The organism is Mesorhizobium sp. M0166 (assembly GCF_040322255.1).
Lineage (GTDB): Bacteria > Pseudomonadota > Alphaproteobacteria > Rhizobiales > Rhizobiaceae > Mesorhizobium.
Genome location: NZ_JAMYTD010000008.1, coordinates 161073 through 185097 on the forward strand (window position 1 = coordinate 161073; position 24025 = coordinate 185097).

Consider the following 24025-nt stretch of genomic DNA (forward strand, 5'->3'; position numbering starts at 1 on the left):
TCAATTTCGAAGCATGAACGACTTCACCTTCAAGCACTGGAATGTGCTATCTGATGCTCATGGAAACAGCTGCCGCGTCCGACCCGTTTGTCGCTTCTTTGCCGGTCTTCGCAAAGTTCGAAAGCGTTGCCGATATCGATAACTATCAGCCGCTCCCCGATAGCTGGGCGCTGGCCACCGCCGACATCGTCGGCTCGACCAGGGCGATCGAGGCGGGGCGCTATAAAACCGTCAATATGGCCGGCGCCAGCGTCATTTCGGCGTTGCTCAATGCGCTGGGTAGGCAAGATCTTCCCTTTGTCTTCGGCGGCGACGGCGCGCTCGTGGCGTTTCCCGGCTCGGCGCTGGAGATCACCCGCAACGCGTTGGCGGCTGTCCAGAGATGGGTGGCGGACGAACTGGATCTGACCTTGCGTGCCGCAATCGTGCCGATAAAGGATATAAGAGCGCAAGGCCTCGACGTTCGCGTGGCGAGGTTCCAGGCCTCCGATGCGGTCTTCTATGCCATGTTCGCCGGAGGTGGCGGCAGTTGGGCGGAAGCCGAGATGAAAGCGGGGCGCTACCGCATCGATCCTGCGCCGGCCGGCGCGCGGCCGGACCTGACCGGCCTCTCGTGCCGCTGGAACCCGATCGAAGCCCGGCACGGCGAAATCGTCTCGATCATAGCCATACCGGGGGCGTCGCGCGATTTGCGCGGTTTTCAGTCTCTGGTTTCCGACATCATCGCCCTTGCCGGCAGGCAGGAACGCGATGGCCACCCGGTGCCGGTGAACGGGCCGGACTACAGTTTGCTGCCCGCCGGCCTCGATATCGAGTCGCGGGCCACGGCGCCGGCAGGACGGCGGTGGCTGTCGAAGCTGTGGATAGTGTTCCTGATGACGCTTACGGCTGTTGCGGATAGATTTGGCTGGACGATCGGCAGATTCGATCCGAAGATCTACAAACGCGAAGTGGCCAGCAATTCGGATTTCCGGAAGTTCGACGATGGCTTGAAGATGACCATCGACGTTGACGCGGATGTGTTGCAACGGATCGAGAACCGGCTGAAACAGGCGGAAGAGGCGGGCATCTGCAACTATGGCCTGCACCGCCAGAAATCGGCCTTGATGACATGCCTCGTCGCATCGCCGCTGCAGCGCGATCACGTTCATTTCATCGATGGCGCCGCCGGCGGCTATGCGATGGCTGCTGCAAGCCTGAAGGCGAAGGTGCCGGTCTGACGGCTTGCGGACATCGATTTTCCGCAATATGCCTCGGGGCTCTTGGGGCCGGTGAGCCTCACCATGGAAGCGGACGGCCTGTCCGAATTGACGGGAAGCAGATTGTTGGACGCCTCACGATCGACATATGACCGTCTTCTGAACCGGATTTCGACGCGTACCGCGCAAGTCGGCGTGATCGGACTGGGCTATGTCGGGCTGCCGCTGGCGGTTGCGATCGCACGCGCCGGCTTCCCGGTTTCCGGCTTCGACATCGAAGCCCAGAAGGTCGAGAGCCTGAACAGCGGCCAATCCTACATCGAGGCGGTGACGTCGACAGCCCTTGCCGGCCAGGTGGCAAGTGGACGGTTCCGCGCCACTGCGGATTTCGCCGAACTAGCCGTCTGCGATGTCATCATCGTCTGCGTTCCGACACCGCTGACGAAACACCGCGAGCCGGATCTCTCCTTTGTCAGGAACACCGCAGGCACCATCGCGAAGCATCTGCGTCTCGGCCAGCTGATCGTGCTGGAATCGACCACCTATCCCGGCACCACCGACGACGTGATCAAGCCCATACTGGAAGAAACCGGCTTGCAGTCGAAGACAGACTTCTTCCTCGGCTTTTCGCCCGAACGCGAGGATCCCGGCAACCGCAGCTTTGAAGTCGCGACGATCCCCAAGGTCGTGGCAGGGGACGGCATTGAAGCGGCGACGCTCGTGCAGGCTTTTTACCAGGGCGTGGTCAAGACCGTCGTTCCGGTTTCCACCACGGCGACCGCCGAGGCGGTCAAGCTGACGGAAAACATCTTCCGCTCGGTCAACATAGCCCTCGTCAACGAGTTGAAGGTCGTGCTCGGTGCGATGGGGATCGACATCTGGGAGGTGATCGAGGCGGCAAAGACCAAGCCCTTCGGCTACATGCCTTTCTATCCTGGCCCTGGACTTGGCGGGCACTGCGTTCCGATCGATCCCTTCTACCTGACGTGGAAGGCGCGCGAATACGAACTGCCGACCCGCTTCATCGAGCTGGCGGCAGAGATCAACACGGCCATGCCGCGTCATGTCGTCGATGAACTGGCGAAGGCGCTGGACCGGCGCTGCGGCAAGGCGCTCAGCCGCTCGCGCATTCTCATCATCGGGCTCGCCTATAAGAAGAATGTGCCCGACATCCGCGAAAGCCCCTCGTTGCGGCTCATTGAACTCATCGAGGAATGGGGCGGCAGGGCAGAATTCCACGATCCGCATGTTACCGAAATCCCGACCACACGGGAGCATATGGCGATCAAGGGGCGTCGCTCGGTCGAATTGACCGAGGCGGCCTTGAAGGATTTCGACGCTGTCGTCGTTGCAACCGACCACGACGCGATCGACTATCAGGCGATCGCGGATTACGCTCGACTGATCGTCGATACACGCAATGTTTTTGGCCGCCTCGGGCTAGCCCGAGAGACGGTGGTGAAGGCCTGACGGCGTCCGAGCCGGCGAATTTGTGGCGGATCAAGGAGATTTCGAGATAGCATGAACACAGCGCAAGCAGAAATTTCTGCCATTCTCATGGATAAGGTTGCCGATTGGCTGACCCAATCGGCGTTGGCGGGCGACGACCTGAAAACATTGGTAAGGGGCTTTTGTGAACGGCTGGCTGCTGCCGGCCTGCCGTTGAAGCGGGTGCATTTGAGCTTTTCGATGCTTCATCCGCTTTATGACGCGCTTGGCTTCACCTGGCTCCGCGGCCAGGGCCTGGAAGTGGAAGGCTTCCGCAATGAGGACGGCGTTCATTCTGACAGATTCCTGACCAGCCCATACTACCATCTGCTCAGCCACAAGCTCGACCATCTGCGGCGCCGGCTCGACCCGTCGGTGCCGTCGGAATTTCCTGTTTTCGATGACCTCAAGCTTATGGGCGTCACCGACTACATGGCTTTCGTCCATCCCTTCAGCGGCAACACCAGTCAGGGCATGATCGGGTCTTGGTCCACCGACAGTGCTGCAGGCTTCAGCGACAGCATGATTTCGGCGCTGCTGCGCATCCAGAACCATCTCGCTATCGCAACCAAGATGGCGGTGCTCACCAAGCTTGCCGACAACATGATGACCACTTATCTCGGCGGCGACGCCGGCAGGCGGGTGCTGGACGGCCAGATCAAGCGCGGCGAGGGCGACACAATCCGGGCTGCACTGGTCATGGCCGATATGCGCGGGTCGACAAGGCTTGCCGAAACCTCCGGCCGCGAAGTCTATATCGATACGCTGAACCAGTTTTTCGATGCCATTGCTGCACCTTTCAATCGCAGAGGTGGGCAGATCATGAGTTTCCTGGGGGATGGCTTCATTGCCGTCTACCCTTGCGAAAGGCACCGTGCGCAGTCCGAGATCGCCTGCCGGGCTGCCCTTGCGGCAGCGCACAAGGCCACCGCGCGCATGATGGATCTCAATCTGCGCAGAAAGGAGCAGCGGTTGGGCGACATTAAATTCGGTATCGGCCTGCATGTCGGCAATGTGATGTTCGGCAATGTCGGGCTTACCGACCGGCTCACATTCTCTGCCTTCGGCTCGGCTGTAAACGAGGTCCAGCGCCTTCAGACCCTGACCAAGAAATATTCGCACAGCGTTCTCGCCAGCGAAGATTTCGCCGGCTATTGCAGCGCCAATAGCTGGCTGACGCTCGGCAAGGAGGAACTGGCGGGCATCAAGAAGAAGCTGACGGTGCTTTCACCCGATTTGTCGGGTGCTCTCGCACTCGATGAAGACGGTGCGCTGGAGCCGATTTACGACCGAATATCGGACGCCGAGCAGGTCATGCTGCTTCATCGCGATGCCGCGCGGCTGTCGGCGGGCGACCCGAGGAAGCTCCAGTAACCGCCACGATCTGATCCGAACGCGTTTGGTATGCAGTCCGGTCGCCGGTTCCGCCAGGGAACTGGCGACTGTTCGAATCCAAGTTGCTCTAGGCTGGCAATGCGATAGTCTCGCCTTCTGGACGTGCCAGAGTGGGGGCTGGTGTGAGAATGAATTTGGGCGTTGATCTACTGCGGATCGAGGATGTTGGCATCTCTTTTGCCATTATAGGGGGACCGTTGCATGCTGTCAGGCGTGCAAATCTTCGCGTCCTGCCCGGCAAGGTTACCGCGCTTGTGGGCGAGTCCGGTTCCGGAAAATCGGTTCTCAGCCAGGCTGTGATGGGCATTTTGCCGAACACAGCCCATGTTCGCGGCCGTATCCTGTTTTCCGATCCTGAAAAGCCCGGCACGACGCAGGATATCCTGCAGATGCCGCGTGACGGACCCGAAATACGGGCGTTGAGAGGCAGCCGCATCGGCAAGATATTTCAGGAGCCGATGACATCACTGTCGCCGCTGCATACGATCGGCAATCAGGTGAGCGAATCCCTGCAGATTCATACGCCCATGGCTCGGGTGAAGCGCAAGGCGCGGACCGAGGAAATGCTCGGACTTGTCGGCTTTCCCAACCCCAAGCGCGCCTATGACATGTATCCCTTTGAACTTTCGGGAGGATTGCGTCAACGCGCAATGATCGCCATGGCGCTTATCTGCCGGCCCGCCCTGTTGATCGCCGACGAGCCGACGACGGCGTTGGACGTCACCATCCAGGCGCAAATCCTGCAATTGCTGCGCGAGCTTCAGACGAAGCTGAACATGGCGATGCTGCTGATCACGCACGACCTTGGCGTAGTCGCCAATGTAGCCGACGAGGTGGTGGTCATGTACCATGGCGACATCATGGAAGCGGGACCCGTGGAGGCGATATTCCGCCGGCCAGGCCACCCTTACCTGAAGGGCCTGATGGCAGCCGTTCCGCATTTCGACCTAAAGCCTGGCGAAAGGCTACAGGCGCTCCGCGAGGTGCCGGTGAATGTCGAGAACCTGCTCGGCAAGCAGACGGCGCCGGCATCGAAGGGGCCGGACGACCTCCTGCTGTCGGTCAAGGATCTGACAAAGACCTTCACGATCCGCAAGTCCGGATGGTTCGGCGGAGATCATCAAACCTCTGTTCGCGCCGTGGACGGCGTGAGCTTTGATATCAGGCGGGGTGAGTGCCTGGGTCTTGTCGGCGAAAGCGGCTCCGGCAAAACCACCGTCAGCAAGATCCTCATGCGGGCTGTCACCCCTAGCGGCGGCTCTGTGATCTTTAACGGCCGCGATGGTCCGATCGACGTCTTGGAAGCCGAGGGAGACGCGCTGCGCCTGTTGCGCGCGAAAATCCAGATGGTCTTTCAGGATCCGGTTTCGTCGCTTTCACCTCGCATGACGGTGGAGAACATCTTGAGCGAGCCACTGGAAATCCATCAACGCGGCAATGCCGCGTCCCGACTCGCCACGGTCAAGAGCCTGATGCAGGCAATCGGGCTCGATCCGCGCTTCATAAAGCGTTATCCGCACAGTTTCTCCGGCGGGCAGCGTCAGCGTATCGGCATCGCGCGCGCGTTGGCGCTGGGGCCTGAACTCCTGATCTGCGACGAGCCGGTTTCGGCACTCGACGTCTCTGTCCAGGCGCAGATCCTGAACCTTCTGAAGGACCTGCAGAAGGAACTGGGCCTGACCTACCTGTTCATATCCCACAACCTGGCGGTGGTGGACTACATGGCAGACCGCATCGCGGTGATGTGCGGCGGGCGTATCGTCGAGCTCGCGCCGCGCGAAATTCTGCTTAGGAAACCTATCCACCCCTACACGCGCTCACTGGTCGCCGCAGTACCTTTCCCCGATCTCGACAGGCCGATGGATTTCAAGACGCTGAAGCTCAGCGGCGCTTCCGACACCAGCGCATGGGGACCGCAATTCCGCGACGAGGGCGACGAGGATATGCTGTCGCCGCTCGATCTTGGCGGCGGCCACCTCGTACTGGCCCGACGTTCGGCCGATGTCAGCGAGCTACGCCATTGATCAGCCGGCGCACCGTCCTTGGACTCATGGCTTCGGCATTTCTGCCGGGCACGTTGCGCGCCGGCGATCTGGAGCCGGAATTTCTTGAGCCGCAGCTGAAGGCCAGAGCGCTGCCGGCACTCGCCGAACGCCTGCCCAAGCGCCCGCGCGCGTTGAATCTCGCTGCGATGGGCCGGCAGCCCGGCCAATATGGTGGCACGCTGCGCACGATCATCGGCAGCCAGAAAGATATCCGGATGATGACGATCTACGGGTACGCTCGCTTGGTCGGCTATGACGAAAAGCTTAACCTGCAAGCCGACATTCTCGAAAGTTTCGATGTCGCGGATGATCGTGTCTTCACTTTCAAGATACGAGAAGGACATAAATGGTCTGACGGTAGCCTGCTGACGTCGGAGGATTTTCGCTATTGCTGGGAAGATGTCTGGCTGAACGATGAGCTTTCGCAAGGCGGGCTCGCCCCGGCCCTGCTGGCGGACGGCAAGCCGCCACGCTTCGAGATCGTCGATCCGTTGACGGTCCGCTATAGTTGGGATGCGCCCAATCCCGACTTCCTGCCCAAGCTCGCCGCTGCTTCGCCCCTATCGCTTGTTCTGCCGGCCGCCTATCTCAAGCAGTTCCACAAGAAATACCAGGATCCATTCCGACTCGCCGGCCTAATGAAGGAGAACCGGGCCCAGAAATGGACGCTCCTGCATATCCGCATGTCGCGGCAGTATCGCCCGGAGAACCCGGAACTGCCGACGCTCGATCCCTGGCAGAACCGGACCAAGCCGCCGGCTGAGCAGTTCGTCTTCGAGCGGAACCCGTTCTTTCATCGAATAGACGAGAATGGCCGGCAACTGCCCTATGTTGACCGAATTGTCATGAATGTCAGCTCGTCGGCGATCATTTCCGCCAAGACCGGTGCGGGCGAGAGCGACCTGCAAGCCATGGGAATTGACTTCACGGATTACTCCTTCCTGAAGGATACGGAGAAGCGCTACCCGGTGAAGATGCATCTCTGGAAACGCACACAGGGTTCGCGGCTGGCGCTGCTGCCCAATCTGAATTGTGCCGACCAGGTGTGGCGTGGCCTTTTTCGTGACGTGCGCGTGCGCCGCGCACTTTCGCTCGCTGTGGACAGGCGCGAGATCAATTTGGCTGTGTTCTACGGATTGGCGCAGGAAAGTGCCGATACGGTCCTGCCTGAGAGCCCGCTCTACCGGCCGGAATTCGCGAAAGCCTGGGTCGCCCATGATCCCGACCAGGCCAATGCCCTGCTCGACGAGGTCGGGCTTCAGGCGCGTGACGATGACGGCCTGCGGATACTTCCCGACGGACGCTCGGCGCAGCTCGTAGTGGAAACGGCCGGCGAAAGCACGCTGGAAACCGACGCGCTCGAGCTCATCACCGATCACTGGCGCAAGATCGGCATCGCCCTGTTCATCCGGACTTCGCAGCGCGACATCTTCCGCAGCCGCGCGCTTGGTGGCCAGATCATGATGTCGATGTGGTCGGGCATCGACAATGGTGTGCCGACCGCCGACATGAACCCGTACCAACTGGCCCCCACCGTCGACGACCAGCTGCAATGGCCGCTCTGGGGTGCTCACTACTTGTCCCGTGGCAAGGTCGGTGAAGCGCCCGATCTTCCGCCTGTGGTCGAGTTGATGGCTTTACTCAAGCGCTGGAACGCATCGACCGAAGCCACGGAGCGCGCCGAGATCTGGAATTCAATGCTGTCGATCTATACCGATCAGGTGTTTTCGATCGGCACGGTGAACGGAACGCATCAGCCGATTCTGGCGTCCTCACGGCTGCGCAATTTGCCTGACAAGGCGCTCTACGGCTACGACCCGACCGCCTATTTCGGTGTCTATATGCCGGATACATTCTGGCTTGGAGAGTCCTGAGCGTGCTTCGATATTTTGTCTGGCGCATCGCCGTGATGGTTCCAACGCTGCTGGTCATATCGGCACTGGTGTTCACGATCATCGAACTTCCCCCAGGCGACTATTTCGACAGCTATGTTGCCGAGCTTCGGGCTCAGGGCGAAGCGGTGGATTCCGATCGCATCGAGATGATGCGCAAGGAATATGGTTTCGACAAGCCACCGGTCATTCGCTACTTCTACTGGGTCGGCGGGATGCTGCACGGCGATTTCGGCTATTCCTTCGAATATGAGCTGCCGGTTCGCGATGTCGTCGGGGACCGAATGTGGCTGACGGTGCTGGTTTCCTTCGTCACGATCATCTTCACCTGGCTCATCGCCTTTCCGATCGGCATGTACTCCGCCACGCATCAATACAGCTGGGGCGACTACGGCCTGACTTTCTTCGGCCTTCTCGGCCTTGCGATTCCGAACTTCATGCTGGCGCTGATTCTGATGTATTTCGCCAACATCTGGTTCGGCACGTCCATCGGCCATCTCATGGATCAGCAATATCTCGGCGAGCCGATGAGCTGGGCCAAGGCGAAGTCGATCCTCGCCCATCTCTGGATTCCGGTCTTGATCATCGGCACCGGGGGCACGGCAAGCATGATCCGGCGGCTGCGCGCCAATCTGCTCGATGAGCTACATAAGCAATATGTCGTGACCGCGCGCGCCAAAGGCCTTCATCCCTTCAGGGCGCTGGTCAAATATCCGCTGCGCATGGCGCTCAATTTCTTCATTTCAGACATCGGCTCTATCTTGCCGGCCATCATCTCCGGCGCCGAAATCACGGCGATCGTGCTGTCTTTGGAAACGACCGGGCCGATGCTGATCAAGGCGCTGCAAAGCCAGGACATGTATCTGGCGGGGTCGTTCCTGATGTTCCTCGCCTTCCTGACGGTCATCGGCGTCCTGATTTCCGACCTGGCGCTGGCGTTACTTGATCCGCGAATTCGTTTGCAAGGCGGCAGCACCAAATGAACACGCCATCGCCGCTGCCCGCTCCGGGTGCCCCACTGCAACACTACGTTTCCATCGAGCCCTTTGACCTGCAGTCGGTCGAGGCGATGACGCCGGAGCAGGAGAAGGTCTTTCAGGCGTCGCAGTTGCGGCTGATGTGGTGGAAATTCCGTCGGCACCGGCTTGCCGTTGTATCCGGCATATTCCTGGCAGCGCTTTATTTCGGGATACTGATCTGCGAGTTCCTGGCGCCCTACGATCTGCACACACGCAACATGGACTACATCTATTCGCCGCCGCAGCGGGTGCACCTGTTCCACGACGGCCAGTTCGTCGGGCCGTTCGTCTATGGCCGCCAGATGACGCTGGATATGGACACGCTCAAGCGGAACTACATCGAGAAACAGGATGATGTTCAGCGCATCCGTTTCTTCTGCAAGGGCGACAAGTATCGGTTCTGGGGCCTGATCGAAGGTGACAGGCATTTTGTCTGCCCCGCCGAAAACGGCCAGCTCTTTCTGGCCGGTACTGACAGGCTGGGGCGCGATGTGCTCTCGCGCATCATCTATGGCGCCCGCATTTCACTGACAATCGGCCTCGTCGGCATCAGTTTCAGCTTCCTGCTCGGCATTATCATTGGCGGACTGGCCGGCTATCACGGCGGTATCTTCGACCTGATCGTCCAACGGATAATCGAAGTTCTGCAATCGATCCCCAGCATTCCGCTATGGCTGGCTCTGGCGGCGATCATGCCGATAACCTGGAGTCCGATCCTGATCTATTTCGGCATCACCGTCATCCTCGGGCTGCTCGACTGGACCGGACTGGCGCGGGCCGTGCGTTCGAAGCTTCTAGCCTTGCGCGAGGAGGATTACGTTCTGGCCGCGCAATTGATGGGCGCCAGAAGCAGCCGCATCATCGGGCGGCATCTCATTCCCGGCTTCATGTCGCATCTGATCGCGACGGCGACGATCTCCATACCCGGCATGATCCTGGGCGAGACGGCGCTGAGCTTCCTCGGGCTCGGCCTGAGGGCGCCGATAACCAGCTGGGGCATCCTGCTCACCGAGGCGCGCAGCGTCAGCGTGATCGCGTTCTATCCATGGCTGCTTTTGCCGATGCTCCCCGTCGTTCTCGTCATCTTGGCGTTCAACTTCCTCGGCGACGGGTTGCGGGACGCCGCGGACCCGTACAAGTGACATCGCTATTCCGCCGCGCGCAGCGCCGACGACTCCACCCGGTATGATCTTTGTCGGCAGCCTGTTCGCTTGTTGCAGTGTTCATCGTTCGCCTCAACACGCGGCAAGACTGGTCGCAAAACGCTCTGGTAGGGGCAGTTGATTTCGTGGACTGGTTCAGGACATACAATCGCACATGAGTCGCCTCGACAGTTTCATCCGGAGGATGACCGCACAGCGCGACATACTCGATCATGTCTGCGCCGAGGTGGCGAAGATGGAGGGGCCCGTGCTCGAGCTCGGCCTCGGCAATGGCCGGACGTTCCACCATCTGCGCGAGCGCCTGCCCGGACGCCGGATCGTAGCGTTCGACCGCGCACTTGCCGCACACGCCAGCTCAATTCCCGAAGCTGAAAACCTCGTGCTCGGCGAAATACGCGAGACGGCGAGCAGGTTCATTGGCATCGACGCCGCCCTTGTCCATGCCGACATCGGCACCGGCTATGAAGATCGCGATGCGGTGACCTCTACCTGGCTTCCCGATCTGACCGCGCGCCTGCTTCGCGTCGGCGGCATCGCCGTCAGCGGCACGCCGCTCGATCACCCGCAGTTGCAACGCCTCCCGCCGCCGCCTTCGGTGCCCGCCAATCGTTATTTTATCTATAGGCGCGTGTGAGGGGCCGGGACGAGCCAGGTCCTCAGGGCCAAGTCTTCAAGGGATCGTATATACTGCTATCTCCCGGTCAATGCCGCGCAGCGAGACCTCGTGGGGCACGGGCGTCAGCGCGTTCCTGTGCAAGAGATCGGCGGTGAGATTGTCGTCGACCACCGCCCGAGTGGCGAAGATCGCCTGTGCGTTGGCAAGGTTCTGGACCCGCGAAGCAATGTTGACCGTCTGGCCGAAATAGTCCTGTCGCTCATTCATAGACACGGCGATACAGGGGCCGGCATGGACTCCGATCTTGAGCAGCAGATCTTCGCGCCCGCTCTTGTCGTTGAGCGTACGCATGGCATCGCGCATCCTGAGGGCCGCAGCAATCGCACGATCGGGCGTCGCGAAGGTCGCCATCACCGCATCACCGATCGTCTTCACCACCGCGCCTGCCTCCGCCGTGACGATCTCGTGCAGAACCTGGAAATGCTCGCGCACGAGATCGAAGGCTGAAAGGTCGCCCACCCGCTCGTAAAGCTCGGTCGATCCGCGCAGGTCGGTGAACAGGAACGTGAGGCTGGTGATCTTCAGGCGCTGGTTGATGTCGAGTGTATCCGTGCGATAGAGATCGCGGAACGTCTGGTTGGTGAGCAGGCGCTTGGCGGTCAGGAAGGGCCGGCGTTTTCCCAGGAAATCATGCAATGCCTGGCCGGCTATGAAGACCGTCGGCAGCACGCGGGTGTCGGTCCTGTTTTCCAGCGAAATGCGCAACGGGCCGGGTTGCATCTCCAGCGTCTGGCTCTGGATATGGTCGCGGTCGAAGGCCAAAGAGAGGCTCCGGCGCTCCTTTGTTGGTTCACCTTTCCCGTCGATGAACTGCGCTGAGTGGGTGACCGGCTCGAAGACGATGACGAATTCGGACGGAAGCTGTATGAGCAGAACCGCCCTTTCACCGGGCGCAAGCTCGATATCCTCCAGCGAGAACGCTTCCAGCTTTTTCGCGAAATCCTCTTCCGGCAGATCGACGCCGGACGCCCAGTAGATCTGCCGGAAATATTCCGCCACCGGCAGTTCGTGCGGATTGTGGGCGGCAATCCTGCGCACGCGGGGACTGACGGTGAATGTCACCTCGACCATCTCGTCGAGGGTCGGCGAATAGCCTTCGGAGCACAGTGCGCAGGTGTATTCGTCCTTTTGCAGGGTTTTCAGCGTGGCGTTGGTGTCGAGCACGCCGCCACAGCCGGGGCACAGAACATTCCAGGAAATGTCGAAGATGCCCACCCGCGCCGCATGGAGAAAAGCGCTTATGGCGCGCTCCTCGTCGAGGCCATGCTTGCTGGCGAAGGCTGGCGCATTGATGCGGCAAAGTTCGCGGTCCTCACCCTCCGCGATGGTTCGCTTGATCGCGTCGATCGCCTGCGGATCGACATCGGCCGATTGCCGCAAAAGTGAGAACAGATCCTGAGCTTCGTTCATCGTGCAGGCTCCGGAAAATGCACCCCGAGGCGTTTTGACCCGACCGGTCTTTGGTCCGAGTGCTCCATCTTACTGCGAAACGGACCGTACGGCCATTCGAATGGATAAGCCTGGTGACCGTTCAATTTCCATTCGGCGGATTTTAACCGGCCGCAAGCAGCACTATGATGGTCATGGAGCCTTCATCTTTGGGATTTTCTCCCATGCCGACATCCGACAATCCGCCATTTCCCGCGGCCCTGCGCCTTTTCTCTGCGGTGGTCATCATCGTCCTGATCGTAGGCGCCGGCCTGTTTTTCATGCCTGTGCTGGTGAAACCGGGCTGGCCATGGGCCGTCACGCCGTTCAATGCGCGCTTCCTCGGTGGCTTCTACACCGCCGAAATGGTCGTGATGGCGGCACTGCTGGTCTGGAATCGCTGGTCGCCCGGCAGGCTCGTGCTCGTCATGGCCTTCATCTTCACCGTCGTCGTGTCAGTGGCTTCGTTCATCAATCTCGGCTACTTCAACTTCGAGCGCAAAGCGCCCTGGCTGTGGTTTTTGGTCTATCTTGCTTCGGTCGCGGTATCCGGTCTGTTCCTGTGGCGGGCCAGGGCCCGTCCTTCTGCAAAAGGCATGACCTTAAATCCCGCATGGCGCGGCTACATGCCGGCGGAATCCGCGATCCTTGGGCTCTATGGCGTCGGCCTGTTGCTGTTTCCCCTGACATTCAGTGGCATCTGGCCATGGCCGATAGATACCTTCCACGCTCAGGTCTACAGCGCCATCTTCCTCGCTGGTGCGGGCGGTACATATCTCGTCTGGAGAAGCGCGCCGCGCGAGGAACTGCTGGTGCTCGGGTTGGCGCAGTTTCTGGTTGGCCTGCTTGCCATCCTCGGCATCGTCATCACCGACGCTGCGGTGCACCGGATCGACTGGACGGCGACCGGGACATTGTGCTGGCTCGCCCTTTTCGGCTGGATCGGCATCAGCGGTGTTTTCAAACTCTACGCCGCCTCAAGGTATTTTAGCTCGCAATCGGTATCATAGGTTGAGAGACGGCTGGATTTTCAGGTGACGTCCGGTGCATCGTACCGGGCCGATTGCCTTCGCCGGGAATGCCATGACCAGCACGACCTCGCCACCCTCCGAGAAAATTCAGCCGCTGCTCCGGTCCGTCCGGCCAAGCGATGCGGAGGCGCTTTGCGCTATCTTCAACATGCCGGGCTTCCGCTGGGGCACGCTCAGGATGCCTTTCGAGATGGTGGAGCAGGTGGCGCGGCGCATCGCCAAGTCCGGCCCGGAAACCACCTGGATCGTTGCCGAGCTGGACGGCAAGGTCGTCGGCCATGGCAGCCTGGTCGTGCAGGGTTCACCGCGCCGTTCGCATATCGGCGAGATCAATATTGGCCTTGACGATGCCTTTGTCGGCAAAGGTATCGGCTCTGCCATACTTGGCGCGCTGCTTGACGTGGCCGACAACTGGCGCGCCCTGAAGCGGGTCGAATTGACCGTCTATGCCGACAACGAAGCGGCCCTCCGTCTCTACAAGAGACACGGCTTTGAGGTCGAAGGCCGGCATGTGAAGGCCGGCTTTACCGACGGGCAGTACCACGACCTCCTGAGCATGGCCCGGCTGAGGTTCTAAGATCCGCTGTTTGCCTTAGCTGTTTAGCCAATCTGACAATTCGTGGCGGGTCAGCGAACAGGTAATTGCTCATGGAGAACTGCGTAGGGCACGGTCATTTCGTCTCACACCATCTTGATCGAATTGACAATCTGTGTGTGGGCCGGCCGCATCCAGCAAGTCTGGTCTCGCTTGGCGTTTGCACCGCAAGCGGCTAGACGGGACCAATGACCGCCGTCTTTGACCCAAGCCCTACGCCTCCGGCGGAAATTCTGGCTGTGCTGTCGCTGCTCTGCCCGGAGGTCGTGCGCGACATCGAGCAGAACTGGAATGCACCGGTTTCCGACTACGCCCGCCATCTGTGGCGGCCGGTGGCAAGGCCTGCATCGGGCCCGGCAATCGCTGCCCGCTCGATCCTGCGCGAGGTCCTGCATCAGCGCCTCGGTAGGATTATGCAGCCTGAGGAGATCGGCAAAGCCCTCGACGAGTTCGAGCACAGACCGGTGATTCAGTCCGGCCTGCACTGTCTGCTTCTGATGGACCGGGTCACCTTCGATGCCCTCCTGCTTGCCTGGCTCGGCGCGGTCGAAAACGGGCTGTCGGCCTTCGTCGGCTTCATGGGAACGACGATGACCATGGAGACAGTTGGCCGGGAGGGGCCGGGATGGCTCGACGTCGGCGACGACAAGGTCAACCTGTTTGGCATGGGACGCCACAAACTGTGCCGCAAAAGCGCCTGCGTGGCCGGTCCCGTCTCCCTCAACAAGCGCGCGCTCGAAGCGGTGGGCGATGAAACGGATGCCAGCCGCTGGCTGGGCACACTGCTTGCCAGGCAGGACAAGGTGTTTGAAACCGCCGCCGATGCGCTGACAGCCCTGAACGAGGATCTGGTCGCCAATTGGGATCGTGCCGGCATGGCCCTGCCGGTTTTCATCGATGATCGGCTCGCCGCGGCTGCCATGGCGCGGCACCTAGAATATGACGGCAGCCTTCTTTCCAGGCTGCTCATTGAACCCGCAAGACGCCAGCGTCTCGAACATGCCTTGCAAGAGGCCGCATCGAGCCCATTTGGCAGATTCCTGCCCAATGCCACGGACTATTTCTGGGGCATCCGCGAGGAGCGCGTGCGCAAGCTCGTTCTCGAGAACGGGCACCTGATCGAGCCCGACAGGCCGCAAGGTCTTTCCATCCCATTCGAGCGGCCGCATCTCAGGCAGGCACTGCTGGACGGCGTGCTGCTGCCGAACTTGTTCCTGACGTTCCTCGTCCTTGCCATCTTGCCGCGCGTGCGGGTTGTGGGCGGCCTGAGACAGATTGGCTATGTAGCGCTTTTCCACTCGATCCTTCTGGCTGTGCTGGACGAAAACGCGCCGGAAGAGCGCGAACTGGCCGCGGAGCTGCAGGTTCGGGAAAATGCCTGGGGCATGCGGGTCATCGATGAAAAGATCTCGGTCCGCGAGCAGCTTGCCGGCCTGCCGGAAGGGACGCTCTTCCCAAACCTGCTCCGGCAATACCGATTGCGGACATTTGCCGAGACGACCGACGACCTGAAACTGGTTCGCGAAAACGCCCGATGGCGCAAGATCGGCCGGGCAGAGATCAAGGCGACCTGAGCCTTACTTCAAGCCTTATTTCAGGTTGATTTTCTGGTGCGCGGCCGCAAGCGACGGCGACTATCGGTGAGCCTCTGGCGTCTGGTCCGGCCGCTTCCTTGACGCTGATGCGTTTTGGGATTTCGACGACGGCTTCCGCGTCGACAATCTGGCTTGCCTGGGAGCTGTCTGCAGTTCAAGGCCTGACCTGACTTGGCCTCACCTGTCATTGCACGACACCGGCCTTGCGGAACCCGTCCACCACGAGTTCGAAATCGGCAACGACAGCTCTATCACGCTTTCGGACGTACGACACTGTCACGCCGCGCGCCCGCTCTGGGTCAAACTTTGCCGTTTAACGCGGCGCCCGGAACGGGCAGCTCGCGCCATATCCGGACCTTCAGTGATGCCGTGAATGTTAAGTCTCGGCTCCGATGCGGACGTTCCGTCCGAGTTCGAAGACTGACCGCGACCGTTCTACGGCCTTCGCATCGATAGCGCCAATGAGCGGCGTCCCGCATCCCACTCCTTGCATCCATTGGGAGGGGTCGTTGTGGACCAAGCCCTACTACCCGGGCTTGCGACAAAGCCGATCCAGCGCGTCTCGAAGTGCAGTGGCGGCATCGCCACGCTCGCCAGGGGACATCAGCTCCGGTTCAAGTTCCAGCCTAAAGTGCGGCAGCTCGGTTCGAACGGCACGACGAGCGGCCGCCAGATTGGCCTTCAGATCAATGACGCGGTAGGTGGCGACGGGATAGGCGATCCCCTTGACCTGGACATGCCCCAGCTCCTCACAGTCGATTGAGTCCTTCACTTGCGCAAACGTCTCGTAGGAAATGAGGATGGCCCCCGGCGGCGCCTCCTGCTCCAGGCGCGAGGCGAGATTCACGGCGCCGCCGATTATCGTGTAGTCCATCCTGTCCTCGCTGCCGAAGTTACCGACAGTGCAGTAGTCGGTATGGATGCCGATGCGACAGCGCAGCGGTGTTTCGATCCCCATGTCCCGCCAGACTTCGGCAAGCTCGCTAATCCGCTTTTGCATTGCAAGTGCCATCTGCGCGCAAGCCAGCGCGTCCTCCTTGACGCCGCGAGTCTCGGGATCACCGAAAAACATCAGGATCGCGTCGCCGACATATTTGTCGATCGTCGCGCCGTGATCCGAAGCAATTTTCGACATTTCCGTCAGATAGTGATTGAGGAGTTGGGTGAGATCCTCGGATTCCATTTTGTCAGTGGTCTCGGTAAAGCCGGCGATATCGGAGAAGCATATTGTCAGTTTCTTCCGCTGGCTGGCGATCCTGACCTCCTGGCAGCCGGTGAATATCGAGCGATACACTTGGGGCGCCAGATACTTCGCCAGCTTGCTGGAAAGCGCCTCCAGAACCACGGATTTCTCGGCGAGGTTCTCCTCCCTTTGCTTCAACTCAGTGATGTCCGAATAGACGGCGACCGTGCCGCCGGCGCTGATCCGCCGCTCGCTGATCATGACCCACCGCCCGTCGCCTCGCCGCTGCACCCAAGGTTCGCCAGGCTTGCGGTGCCGCGAGAGGCGCTCGGCGACCCACTCCTCGACCCGCCCCTCGGCGTCCTTGATGTAGCCGCGCTCAGCGGATCGGCGAATGATTTGCTCGAATGTCGTGCCGGGCGTCAGTTCGGTCTCCAGACCGGTGTAGAGCAATTCGCGGTAGCGGCTGTTGCTGAGGACGAGCCGGTCCTCCCCGTCGTACAGAGCGAATCCTTCGGAGATGCTTTCGATGGCATCGATGAGCCGCTGACGAGCTTCCGCAACGTCGCGCAGGTTCTTTTCCTCGACCTCGACAGCAGTATCCCGGAAGAGTCTCAGCGCTTCGGCCATGCGCCCGATTTCGTCGCTGCCCGCGGCTGGCAGCGGCGCACGAAGGTTGCCCCCCGCAATCGCGAGCATGCCCTGGCTCACGGCCCCCAGTCGGGCGAGGAGGCTGCGGTCGACATAGAGCCAGACAACCAGAACCGAACTCAGGAGGCTGAGGAAGGCGGAGCCGAGCACAACCGCGGTGCCGTAGCGCTGGACGAGCGCGGCTTCGCGACCGGACGCAGCGATCTCCTGGTCTGCCGTGGCGACCAGGCGATCGACGCCAGCGGTGAGATTGCGCGACAGTCGATTGTTCTCGGCCAGAAGCCTTTCACCCTGTGCCAGGACAGCAAACTCGTCCTCCCGCGCCTTGGGGATACTGTCCTCGCCGTCGGTCAAACCCTTGAATTCGTCGACACGCTGCCGGAAGCGGGTCCGCAGCTTTTCGTCGATCTCCGTGGAAACCTTTTCAAGAGCAGTGAGCGAACGGCGTAGCGGAAAAAGGATCAACGCCAGGTCGCCCGGCGTCGGCGCGTTCGCGATCTTCACCAGCGCGTCGTTGACAGCCGAGATCTCCAGCTGCGCCTTCTGCTGGGGGATGTAGGCCGCAATCGCCTGGACCAGGTCGGCCATCGCCGCTGCGCGTCGATCGGGCGACAGCGACGTGTCGGCCGCGACCGCCCGCCATTGCGGGAGCCTGGAATCCATCACTAGGATGCCGGTGGCGACAAGGCGCTGGCTTCCGGTCGTCGTCGCGGCGAGGCGGTTCAGGAGCTCCTCCTTGCGGGCGACCACGTCGAGCCGGGCGACAACAAGAGAGTCGAGCTCCTTCAGGTTGCGCCTCAGAACAATCGCGGCTTCCTCGATCTCGGCCAAAGGCACTGTGCCCGACGTGGTATCCCGGAGGTCCGTGCGCAGGGCCTCGAGGCGGGACATCTCGAGCGCGACGGCAGCCGAGACTTCGCTGTGCTGAGCCCTGCTTGTCGCTGCCAGCACGGATGGCGCGGCAGCAGCGACCCGTTCGGCCTGGCGCGACAGCTGGAGGGAGGCGAGCGCCGAGGGCACTCGATCCGTGGTAATTCGGTCGACGACGTCGCCAACCTGGAGGAAGGCATAGAGCGCCGCAGCGGTTGCCAGCACCGCAAGAGCGCTGATCCCGAAAAAGGCGAGCAACAGCCGGCCGCGTATGCCGAGGCGTTCAAGCATCTCGGCGAGTCGGAACAGTCGGGCCACACTGGTCTGCATCAGACTAGACGTCCCAGCCGGCACGCCGGCCATCAACGAACCCTATTCAACCGGCACGTATTCTCCGCCGCGCCAGACGTACCAAACCCAGCTCTGCTTCGTGAGGTCGCCCTTGTCGTCGAAATCGACCCGGCCGATGACGGTGTCGAATTCCCGTTCGTGCAGTGCCGCAATGACGGCCTTCGGCTCCAGCGAACCTGCCTTCGAGACTGCCTGGGCCCAGACCTGGACCGCGCAGTAGCTCAACAGCGTGTAGCCCGCGGGTTCGAAGTTCTCCGCACGGAACTGCTCAACGACCGCGGCTGCCTCGGGACTTCGCCTGGGGTCCGCCGGGAACGTGAAGAGGGTCCCCTCCGCCGCTGGGCCGGCGATCAGGGCAAATTCCTCGGTCGCCAAAGCATCTCCGGATATGAGCTGAACCGTGTAGCCACTGTCGTGTGCAGCGCGAGCAATCAGCGCAACCTCGGCATGATACCCACCTACATATAAGGCGGAGACGCCGGCGGTCTGCAACGCAGCGACCTCGGCCGAATAATCGTCCTTCCCGGGAATGTATGCGTCGTAAACGGCCTCAGTCACGCCCCGCTTGTTCAGCTGCTTCCTGGTCTCGTCGGCGAGACCTTTCCCATAGGTCGAGTTGTCGTGGAGGATCGCAATCTTCTTGTTGCCCCCAGCGATCGGCAAGGAAGTTGCCGGCGACGAAACCTTGCGCGTCGTCGCGGCCAATGGTGCGAAAGACATTGGCACGGCCTTGTTCGGTCAGCTGCGGATTGGTCGAGCCTGGGGATATCTCAACGACGCCCGCCTCCTCGTACACTTTTGATGCGGGGATCGAGGCCCCGGAGCAATAATGCCCGACGACGAGCACGACCCCGTCAGCCACCAGCTTCTTGGCGGCCGCCACAGCTTGCTCGGGATCGCAGAAGTCGTCGACCGAGATGAGCCTCACGTTCTGGCCGAGCACGCCGCCCGCCGTGTTGACGTCGGCCACCGCCATCTCCGCGCCGCGCTGTCCCTGCTCGCCGATCCAGGCGAGCCGTCCCGTCATCGCAGCCGAGACGCCGATCAGCACCTCCGCCCCCGCGGAGCTGAACGCGGCCGCGAGAACTAAGATCGCTATGGCGATGATGCGGTGCATGTGTGCACCCCTTTAACTGTAGCTTACGCCAATCCCGTCAGAGCCGACAGCCCCTTGGGCAAGCGCGACTATCTCGGCGTCGTTCGCGGATCCGACAACTATTGCGCCTTCAACAATGCCTGCCGGCAGCGCTCTGCCACAGGATCCGCACCGATCGCTCAATGCCCATTTGCGCTGCCACTTGCTGGTCGACGGCTATCGGTGCATCCTTGTGAATAGTGGCCGTGAAGTGCGGGCGAGATCACGCCGTCACGGCCACTAGTGAGGTCTTGTTCGATGGACTGCTCGGGCTGCGGTTTCGAGATTGAGGGCGGCTACGCTTTCTGTCCGAGGTGTGGCAGGCGCCAGCCCGTGCCATGCGCCAGTTGCGGCTACCTCTGCGCACCTGATTTCGAGTTCTGTCCGAAATGTGGGGCAAGCGTCGGTGCGCCCGCAAAAGCCATCGAACGGCCAGCTCCGACACCAAACCGGACCATTGTGCCGCCTTCTCGAACTCCGTCGCTGCTTCCGAACATCGAAAGCGAAGAAGGGCTGCATCCCGTCTCTGACGCCGATCGCCGGACGGTAACGGTGCTGTTCGCCGACCTTTGCGGCTTCACGACACTCAGCGAGCAGCTCGACCCCGAGGTCATGCAAGCGCTGCAGAACAAACTGTTCAAGGAATTGACGTCGGCCGTGCGAAACTTTGGTGGTTTCGTCGACAAATTCATCGGCGATGCACTGCTGGCTTTGTTCGGTGCGCCGGTCGCGCATGAGGACGATCCGGAACGTGCGCTTCGCGCCGCTCTCGACATGATCGCCCGGACGGCGCGGCTCGGCGAAAGCACTCCCCACTCCGGCTCGCCTCTGTTACTCCACATCGGCATAAACACCGGTCCGGTCGTTACTGGCGGATTGGGCATCGGCACCGCCAGATCCTATTCGGTGACCGGCGACACAGTGAATACGGCGCAACGCCTGCAATCGCTGGCCGCACCGGGTGAGGTGCTGGTAGGCGAGCTCACTCACAAGCTGACCCGGCATGCCTTCTCTTACGAGTCGCTGGGCGATGTCGTGTTTCGCGGCAAGGCTGGCAGCGTGCTCGTCCATCGACTGGACGCACCGCTTGCGACGCCGCGTGCAGCGCGCGGGCTCGAGGCGCTCGGCCTCAGCGCGCCGCTGATAGGTCGTGGTGCGGAGCTCAATAGAATGCTGGCGAGCCTTGACCAGGCGTGCAGCGGCTCGGCCCAACTTGTCCGCCTGGTCGGAGAAGCCGGTATCGGGAAATCGCGGCTGGTGAAGGAGTTCGTCGCCCGCGTCGGCGACGAGGAGCGTTTTCGCAACGTCGCCGTGCGACAGGCCACGTGCTCACCGCTGGGCGAACAATCATTTGGCGCCTTGGGCGCAGTGGTGCGCAGCGCTGCCGGGATGATGCAAAACGACAATGGGGACGAGATGCGGGGGAAGCTCGCAGGCTTGCTTGCCGATCTCGGCCTGCAGGGCGAGGAGGCGAAGCGGCTGATGCCTTTGCTCTACCATGTGCTGGGCCTCGGCGACCCCGATGCCACCTTGCAGCATGTCGAGCCTGAGCAACTACGGCGGCAAATTCTCTACGCAGTCCGCACAATCATCGAACGGCGGCTTACGTTGTCGCCGCTGTTGATTGTCGTCGAAGACCTGCACTGGGCCGACGCCGTGTCGCTCGAGGCACTGCGTTTCGTGATGGACAGGTTGGAACGCACGCGGTTGATGTTGCTGGTCACGCATCGTCCGGCGCCGGACAACGACCAGCTCGACTCAAGTCGGGTCAGTCACACAGCGCTCAGGCTTCCGCCGCTCAACAATGATGACGGACGCAGCCTGCTGGCGGCGCTTTTCGGCGAGAGCTGGGTAAACTCCGCAGGAGGGCTTCTCGACCAGATCCTCGAGCGCGCGGGCGGCAACCCCCTTTTTGTAGAGGAGATCGTTCGCGGCCTTATCGATCGCGGTGTACTGATGCGCGATGGCCAGCGATGGCGGACTGTGGCAGGCGAAGTCGCAACCGGCATCCCCGCCACTATCCAGGCAATGTTGCTTGCCCGCGTCGACCGGCTGCCCCAAGAGGTGCGCCGGTTGGCCCAGGAGGCCGCGGTAATCGGCCCGCGCTTCGATGCCACACTTCTGAAAACCGTGACAGCCGACCCCGACCGGCTTGAAGCCGGCTGCGAGCTGCTTTGCGATGCGGAAATCATCGAGGAAGTTGCCGGATCAGGCTCGGTCTCATCGCAAAGCTACCGCTTTACGCAAACATTGCTGCAGGACGTGATCTACCAGAACCTGCTCCTGCAACGCCGGACCGAAATCCATGGACGGATCGGTGCTGCCTTGGAGCAACTGTGCGGCGACAAGCCGGAACGGCTCGAGGATTTGACCGTGCTCGGTCATCATTTCGCACAGAGCGCCGAGCGGGAGAAGGGCGCGCATTACCTGCAGGCGGCAGGCGATCGCGCTCGTATGATATACGCCAACGACGACGCCCTTCGTTTCTACGAGCGAGCACTGACTGCATTGGACGCGATCGGGCAAACACCGCTCAAACTGGCAATTGCGGAGCGCATTGCCGATTTGAGCGGCCCGGCAGGCCGCCGCGAGATCGCGCACCACCACTACGAGACTGTGTTGCAGGCATACCGCGAGTCGGCCAATCACGTCGCCTCGGCGCGAGTTTTGCGCAAGATCGGTCGGCTGCTCTGGGACGTCGGCAAGCGGGACAAGGCAGAAGCCCGCTATGCTGAGGCGGCAGCGCTCCTCGATGGAGCGGATGCTCCGATCGAGCAGGCGCATCTGTGGCAAGAACGTGGCCGGCAGGCGTTCCGCAGCGGAGATCACGCTCTCGCGGCAAAATGGGCAGACGCGGCGCTGGATTGCGTACGCACTCTGACAACGGAGCATGTCTCCGAGATAGGGCGTGATGCCACTCTTGTGACCGCCGAGGCACTCAATACCAAGGCTGTCGCGCTGGCTCGCCTTGGGCGAAACCGTGAGGCCGTGCGTCAGGTTGAGCGCAGCATTGAATTGGCTGAAGCCGCCGGTCTGCTGGGCGCGGCCTGCCGCGGCTACACCAATCTCGGCGTGCTTTACACGACCATCGATCCGGCACAGGCGATGGAGGTCTGTCGGCGCGGTCTTGAAGTGGCGCGCCGTATTGGTGATTTGGGGTTCCAGGCGCGCCTTCTCGCCAATCTGGCTGTCGCTTGTTGTACTTTCACGGATCGCTGTCCAACGGAGGGCGTGCCTGCTGCCGAGAAGGCCATCGAGATCGACCGGGCGCTCGACCAGCGCGAGCACCTGCCGGTGCCGTTGATCGTGCTTGGACAGATCCACCAGTGCAACGGCCGTCCGGACCTGGCGGTTGGGTTGTTTCACGAAGCACTGGACGTTGCCCGCGAAACGGGCGAACCCCAACTGCTGTTTCCGTGTTATGATGGCCTCGCAACGCTTAATCTCGACCTCGACAATCTGGCCGAGGCCGAACGCTACTTTTCCCTGGCGCAGGGTATATGCGCCCAGCACGGGCTCGACCCGGAAGCGCTTGTGGTGCTGCCTTTTCTCGACTAGCCGGGGTTGGAGGTTGGAAATGTCCGCGCGTAGTGACTTGCTGCCGCTTCAACCGGGCGACCGTGCGCCAAACGTGGTACTCGACGCCATTACTCAGGAAGGCAAGATCGCGCTTGACGACTTTCGCGGCCAAAAACCGGTGCTGGTCGGCCTGTTTCGAGGTCTGCATTGTGCGTTTTGCCGGCGCCATATCGCCGCCCAGGCGCGGCTTGATCCGCAGCTGCGCGAAAAGGGCGTGGAGAGCCTGACGGTGGTCAACACGCCGATCGACCGGGCGCGTCTCTATTTCCGCTACCACCCCATGCCGAATCTGCTTGCGGCCTCCGACCCTGAACGCGCTTCACATCGTGCCTTTGGACTGCCCAACCTCGAATTCACCCAAAACGAGACGAACTGGCCGTACAAGGTCTCGATGGCAGCGGCAAAGGATATGCGGGTCGACATACCCGGCGAGTTACCCGGTCCTATGGATCCTATTGCGGCCAGCGAAATCCTCAACAAGATGGACCAGTACGAACTGACCGAAGCCGACGAGCAGATGCTAGCAACGGGACACGGACAATTGGTCGGTCAGTTCCTGCTGGACCGGCAGGGGATCGTTCGCTGGAGCTTCACGGAGGTTCCAGAGGGCGGGCGATACATGTTTGGGGCGCCAAACCCGCAGGAGCTGATGTCAGCCGTATCCCAAGTCGCCCAATAGACTTGCGAACCAGGTAAGCGGGCGGGACGCTGAACAAAAAGCGGAACCAAT

At 61.4% G+C, this 24025-nt stretch carries 15 protein-coding genes and 1 pseudogene; 13 read left to right on the forward strand and 3 right to left on the reverse strand.

Annotated elements, in window-relative coordinates; translation table 11 throughout:
• Nucleotides 1-41 precede the first annotated feature (41 nt).
• The 8 genes from NKJ46_RS12710 (at nucleotide 42) to NKJ46_RS12745 (ending at nucleotide 10835) form a co-directional block, all read left to right on the forward strand.
• Entirely contained in the window at nucleotides 42-1220 is a 1179-nt protein-coding gene (locus NKJ46_RS12710; RefSeq protein WP_352665291.1) for a DUF3095 domain-containing protein, read from the forward strand.
• A 105-nt stretch (nucleotides 1221-1325) separates the two neighbouring features.
• The gene (locus NKJ46_RS12715) at nucleotides 1326-2669 is read left to right on the forward strand and encodes a nucleotide sugar dehydrogenase (protein ID WP_352665293.1); all 1344 of its coding nucleotides are present in this window, start codon (nucleotides 1326-1328) and stop codon (nucleotides 2667-2669) included.
• A gap of 51 nt (nucleotides 2670-2720) precedes the next feature.
• Complete coding sequence (locus NKJ46_RS12720; RefSeq protein ID WP_352665295.1) at nucleotides 2721-4061, forward strand: adenylate/guanylate cyclase domain-containing protein; 1341 nt, start codon at nucleotides 2721-2723, stop codon at nucleotides 4059-4061.
• Nucleotides 4062-4210: 149 nt separating this feature from the next.
• Complete coding sequence (locus NKJ46_RS12725; RefSeq protein ID WP_352665297.1) at nucleotides 4211-6106, forward strand: ABC transporter ATP-binding protein; 1896 nt, start codon at nucleotides 4211-4213, stop codon at nucleotides 6104-6106.
• Entirely contained in the window at nucleotides 6103-8001 is a 1899-nt protein-coding gene (locus tag NKJ46_RS12730; protein ID WP_352665299.1) for an ABC transporter substrate-binding protein, read from the forward strand. Before NKJ46_RS12725 ends, NKJ46_RS12730 begins: the two co-directional genes overlap by 4 nt.
• Nucleotides 8002-8003: 2 nt before the next feature.
• On the forward strand, nucleotides 8004-9002 hold the full coding sequence (locus NKJ46_RS12735) for an ABC transporter permease (RefSeq protein ID WP_352570080.1): 999 nt from the start codon (nucleotides 8004-8006) through the stop codon (nucleotides 9000-9002).
• Nucleotides 8999-10180, forward strand: a complete 1182-nt coding sequence (locus tag NKJ46_RS12740) for an ABC transporter permease (RefSeq protein WP_352665300.1) — start codon at nucleotides 8999-9001, stop codon at nucleotides 10178-10180. The genes NKJ46_RS12735 and NKJ46_RS12740 overlap by 4 nt, the downstream gene beginning before the upstream one ends.
• A gap of 175 nt (nucleotides 10181-10355) precedes the next feature.
• Nucleotides 10356-10835, forward strand: a complete 480-nt coding sequence (locus tag NKJ46_RS12745; protein ID WP_352665302.1) for a class I SAM-dependent methyltransferase — start codon at nucleotides 10356-10358, stop codon at nucleotides 10833-10835.
• 36 nt (nucleotides 10836-10871) lie between these two features.
• On the opposite strand, the gene NKJ46_RS12750 is transcribed toward NKJ46_RS12745, so the two are convergent.
• Nucleotides 10872-12287, reverse strand: coding sequence for an adenylate/guanylate cyclase domain-containing protein (locus NKJ46_RS12750; protein WP_352665304.1), 1416 nt, complete (start codon nucleotides 12285-12287; stop codon nucleotides 10872-10874).
• Between the two features lie 203 nt (nucleotides 12288-12490).
• Between NKJ46_RS12750 and NKJ46_RS12755 the strand changes: the two genes are divergently transcribed.
• The 3 genes from NKJ46_RS12755 (at nucleotide 12491) to NKJ46_RS12765 (ending at nucleotide 15505) form a co-directional block, all read left to right on the forward strand.
• Nucleotides 12491-13315 (forward strand): hypothetical protein, encoded by an 825-nt coding sequence (locus tag NKJ46_RS12755; RefSeq protein ID WP_352665305.1) that lies wholly within the window; start codon nucleotides 12491-12493, stop codon nucleotides 13313-13315.
• 73 nt (nucleotides 13316-13388) lie between these two features.
• Complete coding sequence (locus NKJ46_RS12760) at nucleotides 13389-13913, forward strand: GNAT family N-acetyltransferase (protein ID WP_352665306.1); 525 nt, start codon at nucleotides 13389-13391, stop codon at nucleotides 13911-13913.
• 206 nt (nucleotides 13914-14119) lie between these two features.
• Nucleotides 14120-15505: a hypothetical protein gene (locus NKJ46_RS12765; protein WP_352665307.1), complete on the forward strand. Its 1386-nt coding sequence runs from the start codon at nucleotides 14120-14122 to the stop codon at nucleotides 15503-15505.
• Between the two features lie 547 nt (nucleotides 15506-16052).
• On the opposite strand, the gene NKJ46_RS12770 is transcribed toward NKJ46_RS12765, so the two are convergent.
• Both NKJ46_RS12770 and NKJ46_RS12775 read right to left on the reverse strand, forming a co-directional pair.
• Nucleotides 16053-18521 (reverse strand): adenylate/guanylate cyclase domain-containing protein, encoded by a 2469-nt coding sequence (locus NKJ46_RS12770; RefSeq protein ID WP_352665322.1) that lies wholly within the window; start codon nucleotides 18519-18521, stop codon nucleotides 16053-16055.
• Nucleotides 18522-18602: 81 nt separating this feature from the next.
• Nucleotides 18603-19698 (reverse strand): annotated as a pseudogene (locus tag NKJ46_RS12775) (branched-chain amino acid ABC transporter substrate-binding protein).
• 276 nt (nucleotides 19699-19974) lie between these two features.
• On the opposite strand from NKJ46_RS12775, the gene NKJ46_RS12780 reads away from it, so the two are divergent.
• Nucleotides 19975-23274, forward strand: a complete 3300-nt coding sequence (locus NKJ46_RS12780) for an ATP-binding protein (RefSeq protein ID WP_352665308.1) — start codon at nucleotides 19975-19977, stop codon at nucleotides 23272-23274.
• Nucleotides 23275-23293: 19 nt separating this feature from the next.
• Nucleotides 23294-23974 (forward strand): redoxin domain-containing protein, encoded by a 681-nt coding sequence (locus NKJ46_RS12785; RefSeq protein WP_352665323.1) that lies wholly within the window; start codon nucleotides 23294-23296, stop codon nucleotides 23972-23974.
• The last annotated feature ends 51 nt before the right edge of the window (nucleotides 23975-24025 follow it).